This is a genomic window from Ruegeria sp. AP7, from assembly GCF_056539905.1.
The window spans coordinates 1-19,380 of record NZ_JBQFVT010000007.1 but is presented as its reverse complement, the minus strand read 5'-3'; the positions used below and the strand labels follow the sequence as shown (position 1 = coordinate 19,380).

Below are 19,380 nucleotides of genomic sequence, written 5' to 3'. Positions count from 1 at the left end.
GGATGCAGTAGTGAACCGGTCAGGTTCGCTACTGCATTTGCTAGTGTGAGTGGAATTAGTTTCCGGCCTTAAAGTCAGTCCAGGTACGTGTCTGCAAGCGCTCAACCTTGGGAGGAAGAACGGCAGTCGTGTACATCTTCGCAACCTGATCCGATGTTGGGAACGCGGCTGGGCTGGAGGTGACAGCCTCATCAACCATCGGCTTGGCCGTCAGGTTGGCAGTCGCATACCAAGTGAAGTTACTATCATTGGCTGCAACCTCGGGACGCATCATATAGTTCAGGAAAAGATGAGCGTCTTCTTTGTTCGCAGCATCTTCCGGGATCAACCAGCCATCAATCCAAAGCTGCGCTGTGCGATCACCTTCGGGCAGGAAGAAGTCCAGAACGACTCCAGTGTCGGCTTCAGCTGCACCGGACATAGCAAGGAGACCATCAGGGCCCCATGTGGTTGAGACACAGAACTCTTTCTGAGGCATCCGTTGATAAGCATAGTTATCGAAGGTTTTGATGTATGGCCTGATTTCCGCCAGCATCTCCCCAACTTTCTCATAGTCTTCTTTGTTTGTGGAGTTCGCATCCAGGCCCATATGCGCCAAAGCCATCGGAATGATGTCGCCTGGGGAATCCAGGAATGAAACGCCACACTTGGACAGCTCTTTCATGTGAACAGGATCGAAAACCATATCCATCGAGCCGATGGGGGCATCTGGATACGTCTCTTTCACCAATTCTTCGTTGTATGTGACGCCGTGCGTTCCCCACATATATGGGATGAAGTGTTGGTTGCCTGGATCCCATTCACTTGACAACTGCTCCATGATCGCCGGGTCGATGTGCTTGATATTGTCCAGCTTCGACATATCCAACGGTGCAACAATTCCCGCCTTAATCAGACGAGCCGTATCACTGCCGGCATGACTAACCACATCATATCCGCTGTTTCCCGCGAGTAGCTTGGCATCAATTGCTTCGGCAGAGTCATACGGATCATAAATGACCTTGATGCCGTATTCTTTTTCGAAGTTCGAAATTGTGTCTTCCGCGATGTACTCTCCCCAATTCGTAACCTTCAACACACGTTCTTGCGCGATTGCCGATCCCGAAATTGCAGTAGCCGTTACTGCTAAAACTGTAATCCCGGCGACTTTCCTGATTGAGCTCATGATTTCGCTTCCTCTCCCTGAGTGGTGGCTGCAGCAATTTCGCTTGCCTTGTCTGCTAGACACTATTTCGAATGATCGCGCCCTGCGTCGCGGGCGCGATCATTATGCGCCCCATCCTCCTCCAGCCGTCATGTTTTTATCTGACTGGTCATTCAGAACGGTAGTCTGATGAAATCTTCGCTGTCAAGCGCAGCCGGGAAGATTTTGATCAAATCCCCGCAAGCTGTTAAATTTGAACAAAACTTATGCAAATACGCTGAAAATCACTATGCCAAATCGACTTCGAGATTTATTTCAGATCTATTTCTGAATGATCATTCAGTCAGAAATTGTTGACGCACAACCCAAACTGAGCGAAACCTACAGTTACTTGAAGGGTGGCTGAACAAGTTGAATATTCAAGACTGTATGCTTGAACTCGCCCACCCAGCTGAAACAATGACTGACCAAGTCAAAATCAAGCGGATTGCACAGATGCGCGACGAAGCCAGAAATACCGAAATTCCCGCCAATTGGGACCGGCGCGGGCTGCCCGGGTGGTGCTACCACAGCGCTGCTCTTCTTGAGCTCGAGAAGAGCGAACTCTTCAAAACTCACTGGCAAATCGCCTGCCATATTTCGGATATTCCGGAACCCGGTAGCTTCCTTTGTTTTGACATGTGCGGTGAACGTGCCTTGATCTTGAAGGACAGTAACTCGGACATTCGCGCATTTCTAAACGTATGTCGTCACCGCGGCTCTCGGCTGGTCGCTAAAGAGCAAGGAAAATGTGCAAACGCTCTAGTCTGCCCATTTCACGGCTGGGTTTACAATCTTGATGGAACACTGCGTGGCGCCGCCCGGCCGGAGTCCTTCCCCGATCTAGACAAGCACGAGTTTGGCCTGAAAGAAATCGAAATGGAAATCTGGCAGGGTTTTGTCTTTGTCCGATTCAAGCCCGGCCCCCAGCCATCGGTAGCGGAACTTCTTGCCCCGATTGAACAGGAAATCTCTGCCTACAAAATGGCCGAACATATTCCGACGGACGGGATATGGACGGAGGAAACTCCGGTAAACTGGAAATCAATCAGAGATGTCGACAACGAAGGGTATCATGTCCCTCTCGCGCACCCTGCCCTTCAAGACTTATATGGCTCGACTTATGCAGACGAACCATATGTCGATGGTCTCTCACGCTCCGATGGAAAATTCACTCCGACGAAGGGCCGTAGGTGGGCCGTTCGCAACTACAAGAAATTCACAAAGCCACAGCCTCACCTACCTGAGCACTTGCACAAAACTTGGCTTTACTACGGCATTTTTCCGAATGCGGTAATAGCGGTCACGCCTGAGACAACCCTGTTTTATCAGGAATTTCCGGTCACGACAGAAAAGTCCATCCTTCGAAGCGCAACATACCGAAACCCAAACGAAGACCGCCAACAAAAAGCGGCGCGGTACCTTGCCGCCCGGATTGATCGAGAAACAGTGGAAGAAGATATTCAGCTTACGATATGGTCAAACGAAGCCATGGCTTCAGAGGCGTTCGAGGGCTTCTATCTTTCTGATCTCGAGTACGGCGTGCGCTCCCATCATGACCATCTCAGGAAAATTCTTCCAATCTACAGCTCTGAATTAGCGCCAGGAGAAGATGAAGTTGTCGCGTTGAATGATGCGATGTCCGCTGAGCCGAAATCGTGACTAAAGGTATATTCAAAGTGGAGGAAGCAGAAACTCAAAGGCAGTACCTGACAACGACTATCGGAACGTCTGGCTCTGGCGCTACAAGGTATGCTGCAGCCATGTATTTTTTTAAAAACGGCAAGCTTTCTGCCGAGATGCTGGAAGTTTACCGAAGATGCAGCAAGTTTGACACGGAAGATCCGCTCGATCTGGCTAGATACGAGGGCGTTTCAATTCCACAATTTGTTTGCGATTTGAGCGCAAGCACCGACGCATGACTGCTTCTGCGCAAATGCCAAAATTATTGGACAATTCAGATTCCTGTAAGGTCTCACGAAGCCGAAGAAGCGAAAGCTCACTCTGGAAATTGTCCTTCAGGTCACTTTATTTGTTGGAGCGAAATCATTGAGTGCTCATGACTTTGACGTCGTTGTCGTTGGTGCCGGGGCTGCGGGAATCGCGGCTACTCAAGCCCTCAAATCGGCAGGTCTCTCGGTTGTCTGTGTTGAGGCATCCAACCGCGTTGGAGGGCGCACACACACGGATACGAAAATCTTTGGTGTACCGTTCGACATGGGGGCGCACTGGATGCACACCGAACATGTAAACGCTCTGAAAGCCCCCGGTCTCGCACTTGGTCTTGATCTCTATGCGGCCCCGGACAACGCGAGGACTTATGGCTTAGAGGATGATGCCGTTCTTTGGGACGAAGTCGATGAAATTCATAGTGCGATAAACGAAGCGGCGCGCCTCGATGCAGAAACTGAGGCAAGCACTGAAATTCCAACAGACCGGTCCCTGGCAGACATTTGGCAGAACAAGGGGCATTGGTCATTTACTGCAGCCATGACATTTGCGTTGTCGCTTGCGAGAGATTTGCCGGATACTTCGCTGCGAGACATCAGTGCCTGGGAGGGTGGCGACGATTGGTTTTGCCGCGAAGGCTTCGGACACCTCGTTGCGTGCACTGCGCAGGGGCTGCCAATTAAACTGGCCACTCCAGTCACAGAAGTAAAATCTCTCACTGATGGCGTGCAAATAACTACGGCAACTGGCAAGATCAAAGCTCGAAGCGTAGTCGTAACAGTTTCCGTCGGGGTCCTAGCCGAAGACATCATCCGCTTTGATCCCCCGCTCGAATCCGACCGGCTCTCAGCGCTCGAGCTTATCACCATGGGAGACTACAATCACGCTGGCCTCCTTTTCCGCCGCGGAGCTTTGCCAGTGCAAGCCGATACTTGGCTGACATACCACTTAAAACCCGACGCCAATGGGGTAGCCCGCGGTGGCGGTTTTCTTTGCAACATCTCAAACACCGGCCTAACCAGCTTTGAAAGCTCTGGAAGCTTTTCTAAAGACTTGCAGAAAGCAGGACCAGAAAGTGCCATAGAACACGGGCTCGAGACTCTGGTTGGCTTCTTTGGTACGGCCATCAGAAAGAACTTCATCAGAGGATACGCAACCGCCTGGCGGAATGAACCTTATGTGCTTGGTTCTTACGCTGGAGCCAAGCCAGGAGGCCACAACCAGCGCGCTGTCCTACGCCGGCCTCATGCCGAGTGGGTGCATTTCGCCGGTGAAGCGACGCATCCCAAACAACAATGCTCGGTCAGTGGAGCCCACTTAGAAGGATTAAGGGCCGCGGAAGATGTATTGGCGCAGTTGCGCTGAACAACTAGCAATCAACTTGCTCCAGCAAGTGGAACAATCTTAGAATTTCGAATGAACCTTTGACTATAAGTCACAAGGCCAAGTTCATCTTTCGCATGCTCCGCGGCCAATTCAGGGTAAGCTATCCGGAACAAAGCTGACGCCACTCGCTAAGAGCGGCGGCGCGGGTCAGCTTGAAGGTGTCTCAACTGGCTAGCGATCTTTTCTGGTTGAAGTGGTTGTAGACAGAGGAATGGACGGAGGCGAACTTCTATAGACTTCGCATGCGCCTGAAACGCTGCATCGAGCGTTCGCGTCGTCGAAACGGCAGGTGCAAATTCTCGACGCGGTTGTTGAGCCACTTGCCCGTCTGTTGTTTTTCGGTAGCGCCAAGCTCTCTGAGAGCGGCCCGGTACGATCCGAAGCGATCCGTGACGACGGTTTCCGCTTTACCGTATCGCTTCATCAATTTCTTGAGGAATTTCAGTGCTGCAGCTTTGTTTCGGCGTTTGGTGACAATGGCTTCCAGCACCTCGCCGTCATGACCAACGGCCCGCCAGAGGTAGTGCCACTTCCATTTGGAGAATGCGCGCAGTTGCTGAACACGCTTACGTCTGATCTCGGCAGCAAACATCGGGCCAAACCTGTTCCACCAATATCGGACGGTTTCGTGGCTCACGTCGATGCCTCGCTCGTGCAACAAATCTTCGACATTCCGGAGAGAGAGCGGGAAGCGGATGTACAGCATCACCGCAAGGCGGATGATCTCAGGACTGGTTTTGAAATACTTGAAAGAGGCAGGATTGGTCATGGGCAAAAGCTACGAAAGCCCCCTGCCCCGCTCAAGCAAAGTTCTTCTGACAAGACCGGGCTCAAAGTGGACCTTCGCCGCGTCCTAGCTGAATGACTTTTTTGGGCTCGAAGCAGACATTCGCTGCATCCTTAACGAACAACGTATTTCCGAGGTCCAATTGTCTGGCTCAATGGAAACTTCAACAGGTAAACGGACTTTGCGGCTGCAAACAAAATCACCTGCGAGATTCGCTTTTTCAAATTGACCGAACTTGCCAGTTAGGCTTCCCACCCAGGAGCGCAGACAACAGCAGCTGTAAACTTCCAGTTTTCACCGGATCGTCTTGCAACGTAGTGCCCATCTATCACTTCGATTATCGATCCGTCTTTTCTAAGACGAGCCAATGATTTTACATCGACTATTGCCATTTTTTCAGCACACGCTCTGGCAGTTACCTCACCTACTACCGTGTGGCTAAATCCATCCGCCTCCAAACCAGCAAAAACCTTTTGAAGCAGTTCCACAAAGGCATCATGGTCTGAAATGGCTATGTCCATATCCGGTAGTGCATAGAACGCAGGTTTGGAGAAGCAATGAGCGACACCTTGGAAATCACGCCCATTCCAAGCAATCAGATATTTGCCAAAAAGCTCTTCAATTTCTTTTTGGGGCTGGTGCAATTGCGACATGTCTGAGCGCTCCAGTTACCTGAAGCGGACATTACAGAGGAACGTAGCATCCGTCAAAATGGGCTAGGTACGGTCGTTCGCCGAAATTTCGTGAGTGACTGCATTGCGGACACAACTGCCCAATGCGGGCGCGACGCCGACTGGCTGCCTAGTTGCCCATTCCGTAAGCTAACATCGAAAAATCAAAATTCACTTCGCCAAAAGGGCAACTGACGACTCGATTACACTCCCACGGCAGACAGCCACAGTCGGTCTATTTGCGCCAGTACGTCTTGATCAATGGAGGCGTAGTGCTCCCAATACTTACCATCTTGGATCAAGTAACCAGCCTCGTTTTCCAGGTTCAGGGCTTTGCGGGAAAGTTCCGCGCTATAGTTGGTTAGCGGCAAATCACCGCTTAGCGCCGTGTGGCTAACTCTTGGGAAAAGCAGACGACTTTCCAATTCTTCCGAGATATTGACGCACGCGCAGTGCTGTTGGGCAGCGATCGTCATAAGCCTTGCCGATTTGGCTTCCAAAGATAACAAAGTAATGTCTTCACGAAGAGGATCAGGTTTGCCTTGCCCATAGAAATGCGTGTTTCGTCCCGTGTAGACCATGTCACAGCCCAAGTAGGCTAGGACTGTAGGTTTCAGGGCGCTGAGAGCCCAATATCCAGCCGTGAATGCCATTGTCGCACCAGCATATACAACGCCGCCAAACTGATTGTTTGCCGGGACATAAATTGATGAGTCAATCAGCCTCTGGGCGTGACTCTTCCGGTCAGGTCGATACTGTGTGGGAAAGTCATCAGGATACACACTGTAGTCCCAGTCATCCCGAATTCTCCATGCATTGTTTATGCTGACAATTTTGCACTCGTCTCGTTTCGGCCAAGTAACCGCTCGCATTGCGTCTGGAGCGCTGCCAAGAATAATGGCGATTAACTCTTCCCCCATTTTGCTACCAAAGCTTCGCTTGTTGCCAATCAAAATGCCATCCCAACAATAACTCGACGTATACATTTTTGATACGCAGTGACCGTAAGATCAGATCAAAAGCACAATAGGCTTTCAAAGCAGAGCTCGAATTTTTTAATCGTTTCACGACGTATTGCCTCGGTTTAAACTCTCGGCAAGGCGGAACGGCGGCTAAGGGCTCCCAGCGCTCATTCGCTGTACTCGGCATGAGCAACCGCTTTGCGGACAAAACCTCCATTGCCTAGCAAGTGAATGGTTTCGAACTACGACCGCCTTCGCCTAAGAATATTTGACTGAAATCACCTGTTACGAGCTCTGCTCAATGTGACGGGCGTCATTCCCAGGTATGAAGCAATGTGGAAATGGGCAAACAGCGCTTCATGCCCGGGGTGTACCTTTCGATACCACTCTAAACGTTGCCGCGCGCTCAATGCTGCAAGGCACCACTCGCGTCCGACTTTGCGGGCCAACTCCTCGCGCATTAAGTTATTACCCCATTCGCGTATGCCTTCGAAATTCACCATTAGGTCCATCAACTGCGCAGCTGGCATTGTCGCAGCAACGGCGTCATCCAAAATCTCAATATCCACCAACGAACATCCACCTGACGTTCTGGCCATGTTGGGCGTTATCACCATTGGAGCGGCGTACAGGTTCAGGGTTACCTCCGTACCCTCGGCATCGGTGACTACGCTTCGCGCACGTCCTCTGAGTAGGAAATACTCATTCTCGTCTCGCTGACCTTGGCTCGACATGTAAGTTCCGATTGGCCAGTTACGTATTTCTAATGCATTTACCAGTGTCTCCCGATCTTTGTCCGGGAGTTCCGTCATGAATTCTTCGATGGTTTTCAGATGAATTTCCACTCCATGCGCCCCTAACTCACGTTATCAAATGATAATGCTTGAACCGGCCACGCACTGATAGTCCAGCATCGTCAATGTTGGAGAAAATCTATGAATAACTCACATCCCTACCCACATCATGGTTCCCGAATCCTGCTGTTCTGGTGCGCCGCGATGCTCGTCTACTTTCTTATGGTCTTCGGTTCGCTTGCAGATATTGAACGGATCACCGGGGTAAGGGCATTCGACATGCGACCAAACGGCTATTCCTACGCTGATGCCCTGGCACTCATTTCCGCACTCGGAGAAGAAGGACGACGAGTTTATCTTACCATGCAAATTCCGCTGGACACGGTGTACCCGGCTCTATTGGCGATTTCGAGCGCCAGCTCGCTTTATTGGTTGTCGCAATCCTTTGGCTCGACTGCTCGATGGTATCGAGTCGTTGCCGCTGTAGCTTATCTTGCGGCAATCGCGGACTATGCTGAGAATGGGTTGATCGTCTGGATGCTAAATACCGGTCTTGGCGTTCCCGAAGCACTGGTTACAGCGGCAAGTTTGGCGTCGGTGAGCAAGTCTATCTTTTCGACGATTGTGTTTACCACCTTGCTAACTGCTCTGGCCGAGTTCGCTATACGGAGAATACGTAAACGACCAAAGGTCAGTTGAACGTCGGCTTCGGACTGGAGGAGGACGCTCGTAGAGTTTGGGCGAACGTCTGCTGTGTGGACTTTCCCGACCTTTGCGACATTATGGCCAGTTGGCGCCTCCGGCTCTTAGCTGCCATCGGACTGGAGTGAACGTCACCGCAGCGCGGCCCGTCATAGCTGCCGTTCACTGCGATGGTTCAATCTGGTTTGCTATGAATGTCCTGTACACGAGATACTCCCGCAACCCTAACACAAAAGGGCGCCCGTAGTTCATGCCACCACGCAATGTGCAAAACTTTTGTGTAGCGCCAAACTGGTTGGTGAGAAATAGGCACGCGCAGGCGTGCCCGCCTCACGCGTCCGCCACCTATGGAAGCGCTTTGGCAGTGTCTGTGGCGCTTTGTAGCCCCGGAGATTTGGTGCATGCTACCCCTTAGGCGTTGGTAAAATGGCAGGAACAGATGTCCCACGGCATAGACTTTGTGATTCATGATGGTCGACTGGTTACTCCTGACGGGGTGATCGAGGGCGATTTGGCCGTGGCGGATGGTGAGATTGTATCAGTCGGAAAGCCAGTTTTGGACGCGAAGACCCACATCTCGGCCAAAGGCAAACTGGTGATGCCCGGCGGTGTCGACCCGCACGCGCATATCGAGCAGATTTCTGGCATGGGTCAATGGAACGCGGACACTTTCGAAACCGCGACCAGGTCAGCGGCAATAGGGGGAACAACCAGCGTCATTTCCTTCGCCGCCCAAGCAAGCGGTCAGGTATTGGCCGACACGGTCGCGGATTATGCGGCGCGCGCCGCGCGGGGCGCGATGATTGACTATGCCTTTCATATCACTCTGACCGATATCTCGGTTCCCAAGTTCGAGCGTGATTTCGCCGATCTGATCGGTGCGGGCCACCGGTCGCTGAAAGTGTTCACTACGTACAATATCCAACTGCATGACACCGAGCTCTTGAAAATCTTCCGTCTGGCGCGCGAGGCAGGCGCGCTGGTCTGCGTTCATGCCGAAAATGACGCGATCATAACGCAGGCCAAAGAGGCGCTGATAAGTGCTGGTCACACCACCCCGCGCGATCACGCCCGGTCCCGTCCCAGAATGGCCGAAATCGAGGCGGTTGAACGGATTTGCCGTTTTTCCGAATACCTTGATCAACCGGTGATGCTGTTTCACATTTCGACGAGCGAAGGCGCGAAGGCGGTGCGCGTCGCGAAGGACCGGGGTGCGCCCGTATGGGCCGAAACCTGCCCGCATTATCTATTCATGACAGAAGAAGTGTTGGATCGTCCCGGATTGGACGGCGCCAAGTGGATGTGCTCGCCACCACAACGTAATGTCACGGATCAAGAGGCACTTTGGCATTCCCTGCAGGACGGAACGCTGGCCTTGGTGTCTTCGGATCACGCCCCCTACCGTTTTGACGAAACGGGCAAGCTGGCCGCTGGACCTGAAGCAGGGTTCCATCAGATCGCCAACGGATTGCCAGGGCTGGAAACGCGGCTCCCACTGATGTTCGACGCTATGGTGTCCAAGGGGCGCGGCGGGCCTGAAGGTTTTGCCGAACTCACCTCGCACGCTCCTGCCCGGCTTTATGGTCTGCAAAGAAAAGGCCGCATCGCAGAGGGCATGGATGCGGATATCGTGATATGGGACCCGGATAAGACCGTTACTTATGGCGAGAATGATCTGCATGACAATGTTGGTTACAACCCTTGGAAAGGTTTCAGCGTGAACGGCTGGCCGGATCAGGTCATTCTGCGTGGGCGAACACTTGTGAAAAGCGGTGAGTTCTTCGGCATCCCAGGAAGTGGGCAATGGATCGACCGGCCTGTCCTTGCTACTCAACCGACCAAACAAGAAGGCGCACCCGCATGAGCAGACCAGACGCCGCCAATCAACTGGCTATCACATTCTTTTACTACCGTGATTTGCCCGCCGCGATGCGGTTTTACGAGGACGTCTTAGGCTTGACGCTGGCGATTGATCAAGGTTGGTGCAAGATCTATCAAATCTGTCCCGGCGCCCATGTCGGACTGGTGGATGAGGCCGAGGGCATGAACAAATGGGCCGCAGTCAAGCCCGTGCAGCTATGCATTCGGGTGCCGGATGTGGACGGCTGGTATGACTACGCCCTCGCCAAGAGGCTGGACAACCTGTCAAAGCTATTCGTCAATGATGAGATCGGCATTCGCGCGTTCGTGTTCAACGACCCCGAGGGCTATCAAATCGAGATCCAGTCAGCTATCCGGCAAGGCGCATGAGCACGCTCATCGTCATAAACCCTAATTCCTCCCATACGGTCACTGGCGGGATCGACGGGGCCATCACCCCTCTGCGCAGCTTTGGCATCCCCATTCGTTGTCTGACCCTGGCCGAGGGTCCATCGGGCATCGAAAGCCAGCGTCAGGCGGATTTAACCATCGCGCCGATGCTGGAACTTGCCGCCGCGCAAACCGATGCCGCCGGATATGTGATTGCCTGTTTCGGCGATCCTGGGTTACATGCTCTCCGCGATCAGACAGACCTTCCGGTAATCGGCATTCAGGAAGCGGCGGTCGTGACGGCGCTGACCCTCGGACAACGGTTTGGTGTGATCGCCATTCTACCGCACTCTATACCACGCCACCTCAGGGCCTTTGGCGCAATGGGCGTGCTGGATCGGCTGGCAGGGGATCGTGCCCTGGGTCTTGGGGTGGCGGACCTTGCCAACCCCCACACAAGCCTTGATGCGATGATTGCCACTGGTAGACGACTGCGCGACGATGATGGCGCGAACGTCCTGATCATGGGATGCGCGGGAATGGCCAGCTATCGCGAACCACTGCAGGAGGCGACCGGCCTGCCCGTTGTCGAACCCACCCAGGCCGCCGTTAGCATGGCGTTGGGACAAATCCAATTGGACCTTTCACACAAACCACAAAGTACTGACCATGCTTGATGAAACCGCAAAAGGCGTCTTTACCATCGCCGCCACCCCGTTTCTGCCAGACGGCACGCTGGATTTCGACAGTATCGACCGGATGGTCGACGCCTATATCGAAAAGGGCGCCGACGGCCTGACAATCCTGGGCATGATGGGCGAGGCGGGCAAGCTGTCCGCCGAGGAATCCGTGGCGGTCGTTCGACGCGTCACCGCACGTTGCCAGGTGCCGGTGATCGTTGGAGTGTCGGCGTCCGGCTTTGCGGCGATAACGGCACTGAGCAACGAGGCAATGGAGGCTGGAGCAGACGGTGTGATGGTCGCCCCGCCAATGGGGCTCCAGACAGATGCGCAAATTACAAATTATTTCCACAGTGCCGCAGATGCGCTGGGCGATATCCCGTTTGTCCTGCAGGATTTTCCATTGGCGACCGGTGTTCAAATTTCGCCTTCGGTGATCCTTCGGATCGTTGAAGATTGCCCGACTTGCGTTATGCTCAAACACGAAGATTGGCCCGGCTTGGAAAAGATTAGCGCGCTTCGAAAAGCGTCCGACGCTTGCGGGCGCCGCATTTCTATCCTGTGTGGGAACGGCGGGATGTTTCTGCTGGAAGAAATGATCCGCGGCGCGGATGGCGCGATGACGGGATTTGGATACCCCGAAATGATGCGCCAGGTACTTGACGCCTTCCTCGCAGACAAGCTTGACCGCGCACGTGATATCTTTGATGCCTACATGCCGATGATCCGGTATGAATCACAGCCCGGCATGGGGCTTGCTATCAGGAAGTATTCTCTGGCTCGCCAGGGGATTATCGCCCATCCGACGCTGCGCAAACCGGGGGCAGGTCTGACCGCCGCGGCGATAACCGAAATCGATGTCCTTACCGTGCGTCAGGAAAAACGCCTGGCAGAACTTGGGCTGTAGAGCGGAATTCAACGAAACCTTGGCGGGGATATAGTGGACGTGGGAAGTAGGCTGTCCGCAAAGCGGTCGTATGTGCGCCGCGCAGCGAAGGTCAGCTGTCCGGCACTCAGCGACCAATGCATCGCTTACCGTTTCAGTCGCCTTGGGCTCGGTGCAGACATTCAGTTAATTACGCCCAATGTCTGCAATGCGGACAAACTTGTCATTCGCAGCTGAGCAGAGCCAACTGTTCACCTAGTAAAGGCGGATCGGTTTCTAAGTATTGCCAAAATTCTGATTTCTCATAGTTTTAAGTTTGCTCCGGTCCCAATAGGGCATCGATGAATCTTGAGAACAATTCCCCCTGAGACCTTATCCTAAGCTTGGAATATATGTTCCGACGGTGGATACGAACCGTTCCTGGAGTAATACTGAGTATTCGGCCTACAGCGTCTGCAGAATGACCCTTGAGGGTAAATTCGACAACCTCCTTTTCGCGAGGCGTCAGAAGACCTTCATCAAACTTTTCAAATGCCTCTTCCACATTCAGCACCCTCCCCTTGCGACGCGTGTTTGCCGGGTTCTGTCCGAACTCACCAGCCAAACTGTTCCAGTGGTGCCTGCAGGCTTCACTGACCACCGGCCATGCTTTTCCCAGCTCCCGGAAGTCTTTGGCGCTAAATGCTTTATCTGCCCGCATCAAGGAAACACAGACTGTTGCCTCGTCAGGAAGGTCAACAACATAGCAAATTTCCTCAGCCAAGCCGGTCTGAACATAGTAGTTTCGAAAATACTCACCCTGATAGAACCGATCAGGCGCCAGATCACGTAACCGGTACAAACCCGGATCAATCGAGTTTGCACTTGCAAGGTAAAACGGATCCAGAAGATAGGGACCTTCCTGATAGTCCTCGACCATGATCTTCCGTTTCGATTTTGGGAAATCGTCAAATAGGTCGATCGGGCGGGCTGATCCGAGATAACCGAAAATGACTGTATAGTCGAACCCACTGATTTCCTGAAGGGAATCTGAAAGGGTTTGGGAAAAATCCTCTGTTCCAATAGCAGCAATGATTGCGCCAGCTTCGGTCAACCAATCTGTCACGGCTGCCTCCTATTAAAAATAGAGTACCACATTCGTGATATATACAAGAATCGGCAATCTTTTTACCGTTTGGATGATTCAAGTGGTATTTCAAAAATGAGGATATGTCCCGAAAAAATGGCGATTGGTGAATATAGCCAGCAAACGGACAAACCGGCAACAGGCACTGTCGCTGAACTTCGCAGCGTGTCCAAAAGGTTTGGGGACGTGTTGGCGGCCAATGATCTCAACCTGAAGATCGCAGAAGGAGAGTTCCTGTCCTTTCTGGGGCCGTCCGGATGTGGCAAGACAACAGCGTTGCGAATGCTGGCGGGGTTCGAAAGCCCGTCCGAAGGCGAAGTCTTGCTGGACGGAGAGGTCGTAAACTCGCTTGATGCTCATCTGCGTCCGGTCAACATGGTGTTTCAGCATTACGCTCTGTTTCCGCACCTGACCGTCGCCCAGAACATAGGGTATGGCCTGAAACAAAGACGCCCGAGGCTACCCAAGGCTACGATCGCGCAGAAGGTCAGCAAAGCATTGGAAATTGTACGACTCGAAGGGTACGAGGCGCGCCGGATCTGGGAAATGTCCGGTGGTCAGCAGCAACGTGTCGCCCTAGCCCGTGCGATTGTGAACGAACCCAAGCTTCTGTTGCTTGATGAACCTCTTGCAGCGCTGGACAGAAAGTTGCGCAAGGAAATGCAGATCGAACTGCAGAATATCCAGCGCCGTCTTGGCATTACGTTTGTTCTGGTCACCCACGATCAGGAAGAAGCGCTGTCGATGAGCGACAGGATCTGCATAATGCGCGATGGCCGGATCGAGCAGGTAGGCAGCCCGCAGGATCTCTATGATCGTCCGGCAAACAGGTATGTGGCCGGGTTTGTTGGAACAACCAACATTTTCGAAGCCACTGTTACTGCCGTAAGCAACCAGCAAGCCGGTGTTCAGTTAATGACCGGCCAGACCGTTGCAGGGCAGAACCCGTTCGATCTGAACGTTGGGCAAGCTATCGGCCTTAGCGTCAGGCCCGAACAAATTCACCTCAGCAGATCTTTTCAGGCGGAAACGGACCTCGCCGTCAAAGTCCTCAACCGCATCTTTCTGGGAGAGCATACCGAATACCTGGTTAGGCATGACACGTTGGGAGAGTTCCTGGTGCTGTCGCCTCGCCAGTCAGAGTTGAACGAGGGATCGTTCAAAGTGGATGAACAGCTTTACGCGTCATGGAACGCCAGCGGAGCGCTCATCCTTTCAGGAGACTAACCTAACGGATCCAACCAACAGGGGAATACTCATGACAAAATCACCGGATCACATCTCGAAGAAGAAATTCATGGAAGAGCTGTACCGCTACAAGCGCGGTTCGGTTACACGTCGACACTTTCTCGGTGTGACGGGATTGGGGGCGGCGACGGCTGTGCTTGGTTCGGCTGTGCCCGGCCTGCGACCAGTTCCGGTCTGGGCTGCCGGTGACATTGGGGATCGTGTGGTTCTGGCCACCTGGCCGAACTACCACGATACCGCGAACTTTGATGCCTTTACCGAAGCCACGGGTGCCAATGTTCAGGTTAACGTTTTTGGTTCGAACGAAGAGATGTTGGCCAAGCTTCAAGCTGGAGCGACAGGCTGGGACGTGTACGTGCCGACCAATTACACCATCACCACCTATGTCAGCGAAGACCTTATCGAACCGCTTGATACGTCGCGGTTGCCTAACTACGACCCGTCGGCCTATGACCCGCGTTATGCCGAGGCAGGCTCGGTCGATGGCAAGCTCTATGCTGTCCCAAAAAACTGGGGCTCGACTGGGTTTGTCGCCAATACCGATCAACTCAACGGTGCGCCGACGCCGTCGACTTGGAAAGAGTTTTTTGATTTGACAATGGGCGATCTGTCGGGCGGTACGATCGTGCACGATTATCAGCTGACGACGATTGGCAACGCGCTGAAGTACTTTGGCTATTCCTTCAATTCGGTCGACGAGAAAGAACTGGCCGATGCCGAAAAGCTATTGATCGAAGCTAAGCCGCACCTGTTTGCGATTTCGTCGGATATTCAACCGTCTATGCGCAGCGGCGACGCGACGCTTGCCATGGCTTGGTCTGGGGATGGGAAACAGCTGAACACCGACATGCCTGAGATCATGTATATACTCGGCAAGGAAGGTGGCGAGTTGTGGAGCGACTACTACGCCATCCCGAAAGGCGCACCTCACATGGATGCAGCGTACGCTCTGATCAACTACCTGTTGGATCCCGAAGTGAACGTTAGGGAAGTGCTGGCACACGGGTATCCGACGGCAGATGCGAAATCGACTTCCATGCTGCCTGAGGAGTTGCAGAACGATCCAATCCTTTATCCAGCTCAGGAACTTCTGGACGCGCTTGAGTTCGGCGCAGCCGTGACGCTGACAGATCCCAATCGCGCCGAACTGATGGCCCGGTTCAAATCTGCCTAAAAATCGACTGCCGGAGACGAGAACGACATGACTGCGAGAACACGCAACTGGCTTTTGCTGGCCCCGGCCGGGACATGGTTCTTGGTGATGTTGGTGGTGCCGCTGACGGTTGTTCTCATCTTCAGCTTCGGTGAACGTGGACCGGCAGGGGGCTATGTTCCGGCCCTGACGCTGGAGCAATACGCCAATCTTCCGGCGCGCTGGACCGCGTTCAAAAACACAATGGTGCTGGCTCCGGTCGGCACAATCGCCGCCTTGCTCATAGCCTATCCGCTTGCCTATTTCCTGGCTGTCAAAGCGGACCCGAAATGGAAAACCATCCTTCTGGTTCTGGTGATCGTTCCGTTCTGGACCTCGATCCTGATCCGTAGTTACGCGTGGATCTTCCTTTTAGGTGGCCGCGGCATTCCGGAATTGATCGACCTTTTTGGGATAGGGAAGCCGCGCCTCATTAACACTCCTTTTGCCGTCCTGATCGGCATTATCTATGGCTACCTGCCGCTTATGGTCTTTCCGATCTTTGTCAGCCTCGACCGGCTGGACAAGCGCCTGCTCGAAGCGTCCTCGGACCTCGGCGCAACACCGGCACGAACCTTCCTGCAGGTCACTCTGCCCCTGTCGGTACCGGGCGTTGCCACGGGGTGTTTGCTGGTGTTCATACTCTTGATGGGAGAGTTCCTGATCCCTGCACTGCTGGGTGGCGGTAAAGTGTTCTTCGTGGGCAATGCACTGGTCGATCTGTTCCTGCAATCACGCAACTGGGCTTATGGCTCGGCGGTGGCGGCCACGTTGGTATTCATCATGTTGATCTCGGTGACGATCTACATGCGGCTGATATCGCGGCTGAATACCCAACGTGAAGACGTATCGTTGATGTAGGGGGGTAGGATGCGACTTTATGCTCTATGCGTTTATCTCTTCCTCTATATCCCGATCGGGGTCATTGCGCTGTTCAGCTTCAATGCAGGGCGCCATGCCAGCCAGTTGCAAGGTTTATCCACACAATGGTATGGCAAGGCGCTGAACAACCCGTTTGTTATGGACGCGCTGGAAACAAGCCTTATCGTTGCACTTGTTTCTGCTACACTTGCCTCATTGTTCGGGACAATGGCGGCCGTAGGTTTGCAGGGTATCCGCGGGCCGATGCGCGCGGCCTTTGACGGGTTGATCTACGTGGCGATCATGATCCCCGGCATCGTCATTGGCATCGCGACGCTGATTGCCCTTGTCACTATTTTCGACTTCGTGAACCCGGGTATCGCGGCCATATGGCCCGAAGAGGTCGAACCACCAAAGCTCAACATGGGTATGGGATCCCTGATTGCTGCGCACACCATGTTCACGATGGCCCTTGTCGTGATTATTGTTCGTGCAAGGCTTTCCGGCATGGACGCCACCCTGACCGAGGCATCTTCGGACCTTTATGCCACGCCATTCGGCACTTTCAGACAGGTCACTTTGCCTATGATTTTTCCCGCGATTTTGGCCGGATTCCTGTTGAGTTTTACGTTCAGCTTTGACGACTTCATTATCGCGTTCTTTGTCGCAGGGTCCGAAACAACGCTTCCAATATACGTGTTTTCGTCAATCCGCCGTGGGGTCACGCCAGAGATCAACGCCATCGGCACAATGGTATTGGCGGCGTCATTGGTCCTTTTGGTCACAGCCCAAATCCTTCTACGGAGGGGAGATAAGAAAAAATGACAGCTGTAAAGCTTAGGAAAAAACAAACTGACAAGATCTCGCTTGCGGGGCGCATAGCCTTTGTGACCGGGGCGGGTTCTGGTATCGGAAAAGCAAGCGCCATGTCCATGGCCGACTGCGGAGCGCATGTTGTTGCAACCGATCTTGTCGGTGAACTGGCCGAGGCCACCGCTCAAGCAATAGCAGAGAACGGTGGGAGCGCCGAAAGTATTGCTCTGGACATGACGGATGACACCGCCGTGGTCGACGCACTTGGTAAAACAATCAAGAAGTTTGGCCGACTGGATATACTGCATTCACACGCGGGCATTCAGGTTGAGGGTACGCTGGAACAGGTGAGCCCCGAAGGCATGGATGAAAGCTGGCGGTTGAACGTACGGTCGCATTTCGTGGCGGCGCGGACGGTGGTTGGGCAAATGCGTTCCCAGGGCGGCGGCAGCGTCATCATCACGTCGTCCAATTCAGGTGTGCAGTACGACCGCGAAATGATTGCTTATGCCACCACGAAGCACGCAGTTGTGGCTATGGTACGCCAGATGGCTGCGGACTATGCCAAGGACAATGTCCGGTTCAATGCACTTTGCCCCGGTTGGGTCGACACGCCCTTCAATGCTGGCTTTGAAATCCAGATGGGCGGTCGGACCGCGCTGGAAAGCTATATCGCCAATAGCATTCCCATGGGGCGGTGGGCGCAATCCGGCGAAATCGCCGATGCGGTCGTGTTTTTGGCCTCGGACATGTCAACCTTCATGACCGGTCATGCGCTTGTGATCGACGGTGGCGAGTGTATCTGACAAGGAGGTAGGGTTTGATGGCTAAGCACGCCAGATTGGAAGGAAAGACCGCCGTTATCACCGGCGGAGCATTGGGCATGGGGCGCGCAACGGCGCTATTGTTCGCACAAGAAGGGGCAACTGTTTCGATCTTTGACATCAACGATGAAGAAGGACAGAAAACGGTTCAGATGATCCGCGATCAGGGCGGCAAAGCCGGCTACTTCCACTGCGACGTCACCAAAGTCGATGACATCGATGCCGCCTTTGAAGCCAGCGTGGCCGAGTTTGGCCCTTACAACGTGCTGTTCAACCATGCAGGCTCGATCATTGTAAAATCACTGCATGAGACATCGGAAGAAGAATACGACTGGTTGATGGACCTGAATGTGAAATCAGCCTTTCTTGTGTGCAGACGCGCCGTCAAAGAGATGGCAGGCAATGGCGGTGGTTCAATAATCATTACTTCGTCGATCGCGGCCGAGTTAGGTTACGCGCTGGAGTCCGTTTACTGCATGTCCAAAGCCGCCGTCCTGCAATTATCCCGCACGATCTCCACCGAGTATCTAGACGCCGGAATACGCTGCAACGCGATCTGTCCTGGATTTGTTGAAACAGCCCATGGGCTGAAGGAAATTGCCGAACTCGACGCCGCTGGGCAGGCATGGGAGGAGAGCGGAATGGCTGCAACGCAAGGGCGAATTTGCTACCCGGAAGAAGTGGCCAGGACCGTGGTCTTTCTTGCTTCAGATGACGCAAGTTTCATCAATGGAACTGCTACCTATGTTGATAACGGCTGGCACGCGAAGGGTTAAACGAATAGTTTTGTGTGCGGCCCGTGAACGGTAGTTGAAGAACATTCCGTATTACACCAAGTGACGTGACTGCCGGAGAACGACCAGCCATTTACCAAACCTCGCTAAGAGATCATTCGAATTTGAGCTCACTAATTCACCCCAAGGCAAGAGAACGCAGCAAACTAATGACCGATCTGACGAACGTCCGCTTAGGGCTGCCGATTCAACCGATCGCCGCAACACACTCTTCGAACTTCTCTGCCGGTGAGAAGTAATTCAAGGTCATTCTCGGCCTTTCATTGAGTTC

General features: G+C 53.5%; 19 protein-coding genes and 1 pseudogene. 14 read left to right on the top strand and 6 right to left on the bottom strand.

The annotated features are described in order from the left end of the window. Positions 1-55: 55 nt before the first annotated feature. Positions 56-1,165: an extracellular solute-binding protein gene (locus ACR0KN_RS13700; protein ID WP_480654261.1), complete on the bottom strand. Its 1,110-nt coding sequence runs from the start codon at positions 1,163-1,165 to the stop codon at positions 56-58. Positions 1,166-1,573: 408 nt separating this feature from the next. Here ACR0KN_RS13700 and ACR0KN_RS13695 point away from each other — a divergent pair, with 408 nt between their 5' ends. The 3 genes from ACR0KN_RS13695 (at position 1,574) to ACR0KN_RS13685 (ending at position 4,498) form a co-directional block, all read left to right on the top strand. Continuing rightward, positions 1,574-2,845 (top strand): aromatic ring-hydroxylating oxygenase subunit alpha, encoded by a 1,272-nt coding sequence (locus ACR0KN_RS13695; RefSeq protein WP_480654259.1) that lies wholly within the window; start codon positions 1,574-1,576, stop codon positions 2,843-2,845. Beyond that, complete coding sequence (locus tag ACR0KN_RS13690) at positions 2,842-3,105, top strand: hypothetical protein (RefSeq protein WP_480654257.1); 264 nt, start codon at positions 2,842-2,844, stop codon at positions 3,103-3,105. The genes ACR0KN_RS13695 and ACR0KN_RS13690 overlap by 4 nt, the downstream gene beginning before the upstream one ends. A 127-nt stretch (positions 3,106-3,232) precedes the next feature. Next, positions 3,233-4,498, top strand: a complete 1,266-nt coding sequence (locus tag ACR0KN_RS13685) for a flavin monoamine oxidase family protein (RefSeq protein WP_480654255.1) — start codon at positions 3,233-3,235, stop codon at positions 4,496-4,498. Between the two features lie 121 nt (positions 4,499-4,619). Here ACR0KN_RS13685 and ACR0KN_RS13680 read toward each other — a convergent pair. The 4 genes and pseudogenes from ACR0KN_RS13680 to ACR0KN_RS13665 form a co-directional block, all read right to left on the bottom strand. Beyond that, a pseudogene (locus ACR0KN_RS13680) lies at positions 4,620-5,288 on the bottom strand (IS6 family transposase). A gap of 260 nt (positions 5,289-5,548) precedes the next feature. Next, positions 5,549-5,959: a DUF6841 family protein gene (locus ACR0KN_RS13675; protein ID WP_170776125.1), complete on the bottom strand. Its 411-nt coding sequence runs from the start codon at positions 5,957-5,959 to the stop codon at positions 5,549-5,551. A gap of 221 nt (positions 5,960-6,180) precedes the next feature. Continuing rightward, positions 6,181-6,930, bottom strand: coding sequence for a hypothetical protein (locus ACR0KN_RS13670; RefSeq protein ID WP_480654253.1), 750 nt, complete (start codon positions 6,928-6,930; stop codon positions 6,181-6,183). Positions 6,931-7,217: 287 nt separating this feature from the next. Next, a complete protein-coding gene (locus tag ACR0KN_RS13665) occupies positions 7,218-7,784 on the bottom strand; it encodes a Crp/Fnr family transcriptional regulator (protein ID WP_480654251.1) in 567 nt (188 codons plus the stop codon). 90 nt (positions 7,785-7,874) lie between these two features. On the opposite strand from ACR0KN_RS13665, the gene ACR0KN_RS13660 reads away from it, so the two are divergent. The 5 genes from ACR0KN_RS13660 to ACR0KN_RS13640 all read left to right on the top strand — a co-directional run bounded on the left by ACR0KN_RS13660 (position 7,875) and on the right by ACR0KN_RS13640 (position 12,272). Continuing rightward, complete coding sequence (locus ACR0KN_RS13660) at positions 7,875-8,432, top strand: hypothetical protein (RefSeq protein ID WP_480654249.1); 558 nt, start codon at positions 7,875-7,877, stop codon at positions 8,430-8,432. Between the two features lie 442 nt (positions 8,433-8,874). Further along, complete coding sequence (gene hydA, locus ACR0KN_RS13655) at positions 8,875-10,299, top strand: dihydropyrimidinase (protein WP_480654247.1); 1,425 nt, start codon at positions 8,875-8,877, stop codon at positions 10,297-10,299. After that, entirely contained in the window at positions 10,296-10,685 is a 390-nt protein-coding gene (locus ACR0KN_RS13650) for a VOC family protein (protein ID WP_170477889.1), read from the top strand. The genes hydA and ACR0KN_RS13650 overlap by 4 nt, the downstream gene beginning before the upstream one ends. Then, positions 10,682-11,362, top strand: a complete 681-nt coding sequence (locus tag ACR0KN_RS13645) for an aspartate/glutamate racemase family protein (protein ID WP_480654244.1) — start codon at positions 10,682-10,684, stop codon at positions 11,360-11,362. The genes ACR0KN_RS13650 and ACR0KN_RS13645 overlap by 4 nt, the downstream gene beginning before the upstream one ends. Then, positions 11,355-12,272 carry a dihydrodipicolinate synthase family protein gene (locus ACR0KN_RS13640; protein WP_480654242.1) on the top strand — a complete coding sequence of 306 codons (918 nt, stop codon included), beginning with the start codon at positions 11,355-11,357 and terminating at the stop codon, positions 12,270-12,272. Before ACR0KN_RS13645 ends, ACR0KN_RS13640 begins: the two co-directional genes overlap by 8 nt. A gap of 289 nt (positions 12,273-12,561) precedes the next feature. Here the strand turns inward: ACR0KN_RS13640 and ACR0KN_RS13635 are convergent, their stop codons facing one another. Beyond that, complete coding sequence (locus ACR0KN_RS13635) at positions 12,562-13,356, bottom strand: helix-turn-helix transcriptional regulator (protein WP_170477879.1); 795 nt, start codon at positions 13,354-13,356, stop codon at positions 12,562-12,564. 117 nt (positions 13,357-13,473) lie between these two features. On the opposite strand from ACR0KN_RS13635, the gene ACR0KN_RS13630 reads away from it, so the two are divergent. The 6 genes from ACR0KN_RS13630 to ACR0KN_RS13605 are packed head-to-tail and all read left to right on the top strand — an operon-like array spanning position 13,474 to position 19,091. Beyond that, a complete protein-coding gene (locus tag ACR0KN_RS13630; protein ID WP_170477876.1) occupies positions 13,474-14,604 on the top strand; it encodes an ABC transporter ATP-binding protein in 1,131 nt (376 codons plus the stop codon). A 31-nt stretch (positions 14,605-14,635) separates the two neighbouring features. Then, positions 14,636-15,799: an ABC transporter substrate-binding protein gene (locus tag ACR0KN_RS13625; protein ID WP_480654239.1), complete on the top strand. Its 1,164-nt coding sequence runs from the start codon at positions 14,636-14,638 to the stop codon at positions 15,797-15,799. Between the two features lie 27 nt (positions 15,800-15,826). Then, positions 15,827-16,678 carry an ABC transporter permease gene (locus ACR0KN_RS13620; RefSeq protein ID WP_170477870.1) on the top strand — a complete coding sequence of 284 codons (852 nt, stop codon included), beginning with the start codon at positions 15,827-15,829 and terminating at the stop codon, positions 16,676-16,678. Between the two features lie 9 nt (positions 16,679-16,687). After that, on the top strand, positions 16,688-17,503 hold the full coding sequence (locus tag ACR0KN_RS13615) for an ABC transporter permease (RefSeq protein WP_170776138.1): 816 nt from the start codon (positions 16,688-16,690) through the stop codon (positions 17,501-17,503). A gap of 35 nt (positions 17,504-17,538) precedes the next feature. Next, positions 17,539-18,297, top strand: coding sequence for an SDR family oxidoreductase (locus tag ACR0KN_RS13610; RefSeq protein ID WP_170776144.1), 759 nt, complete (start codon positions 17,539-17,541; stop codon positions 18,295-18,297). Between the two features lie 17 nt (positions 18,298-18,314). Then, positions 18,315-19,091, top strand: a complete 777-nt coding sequence (locus ACR0KN_RS13605; protein ID WP_480654236.1) for an SDR family NAD(P)-dependent oxidoreductase — start codon at positions 18,315-18,317, stop codon at positions 19,089-19,091. The last annotated feature ends 289 nt before the right edge of the window (positions 19,092-19,380 follow it).

Coding starts and splice junctions, on each gene's coding strand:
- ACR0KN_RS13615 (WP_170776138.1), top strand. CDS start 16,688: ATGCGACTTTATGCTCTATGCGTTTATCTCTTCCTCTATATCCCGATC.
- ACR0KN_RS13630 (WP_170477876.1), top strand. CDS start 13,474: ATGGCGATTGGTGAATATAGCCAGCAAACGGACAAACCGGCAACAGGC.
- ACR0KN_RS13700 (WP_480654261.1), bottom strand. CDS start 1,165: ATGAGCTCAATCAGGAAAGTCGCCGGGATTACAGTTTTAGCAGTAACG.
- ACR0KN_RS13625 (WP_480654239.1), top strand. CDS start 14,636: ATGACAAAATCACCGGATCACATCTCGAAGAAGAAATTCATGGAAGAG.
- ACR0KN_RS13695 (WP_480654259.1), top strand. CDS start 1,574: ATGCTTGAACTCGCCCACCCAGCTGAAACAATGACTGACCAAGTCAAA.
- ACR0KN_RS13620 (WP_170477870.1), top strand. CDS start 15,827: ATGACTGCGAGAACACGCAACTGGCTTTTGCTGGCCCCGGCCGGGACA.
- ACR0KN_RS13640 (WP_480654242.1), top strand. CDS start 11,355: ATGCTTGATGAAACCGCAAAAGGCGTCTTTACCATCGCCGCCACCCCG.
- ACR0KN_RS13675 (WP_170776125.1), bottom strand. CDS start 5,959: ATGTCGCAATTGCACCAGCCCCAAAAAGAAATTGAAGAGCTTTTTGGC.
- ACR0KN_RS13605 (WP_480654236.1), top strand. CDS start 18,315: ATGGCTAAGCACGCCAGATTGGAAGGAAAGACCGCCGTTATCACCGGC.
- ACR0KN_RS13660 (WP_480654249.1), top strand. CDS start 7,875: ATGAATAACTCACATCCCTACCCACATCATGGTTCCCGAATCCTGCTG.
- hydA (WP_480654247.1), top strand. CDS start 8,875: ATGTCCCACGGCATAGACTTTGTGATTCATGATGGTCGACTGGTTACT.
- ACR0KN_RS13650 (WP_170477889.1), top strand. CDS start 10,296: ATGAGCAGACCAGACGCCGCCAATCAACTGGCTATCACATTCTTTTAC.
- ACR0KN_RS13645 (WP_480654244.1), top strand. CDS start 10,682: ATGAGCACGCTCATCGTCATAAACCCTAATTCCTCCCATACGGTCACT.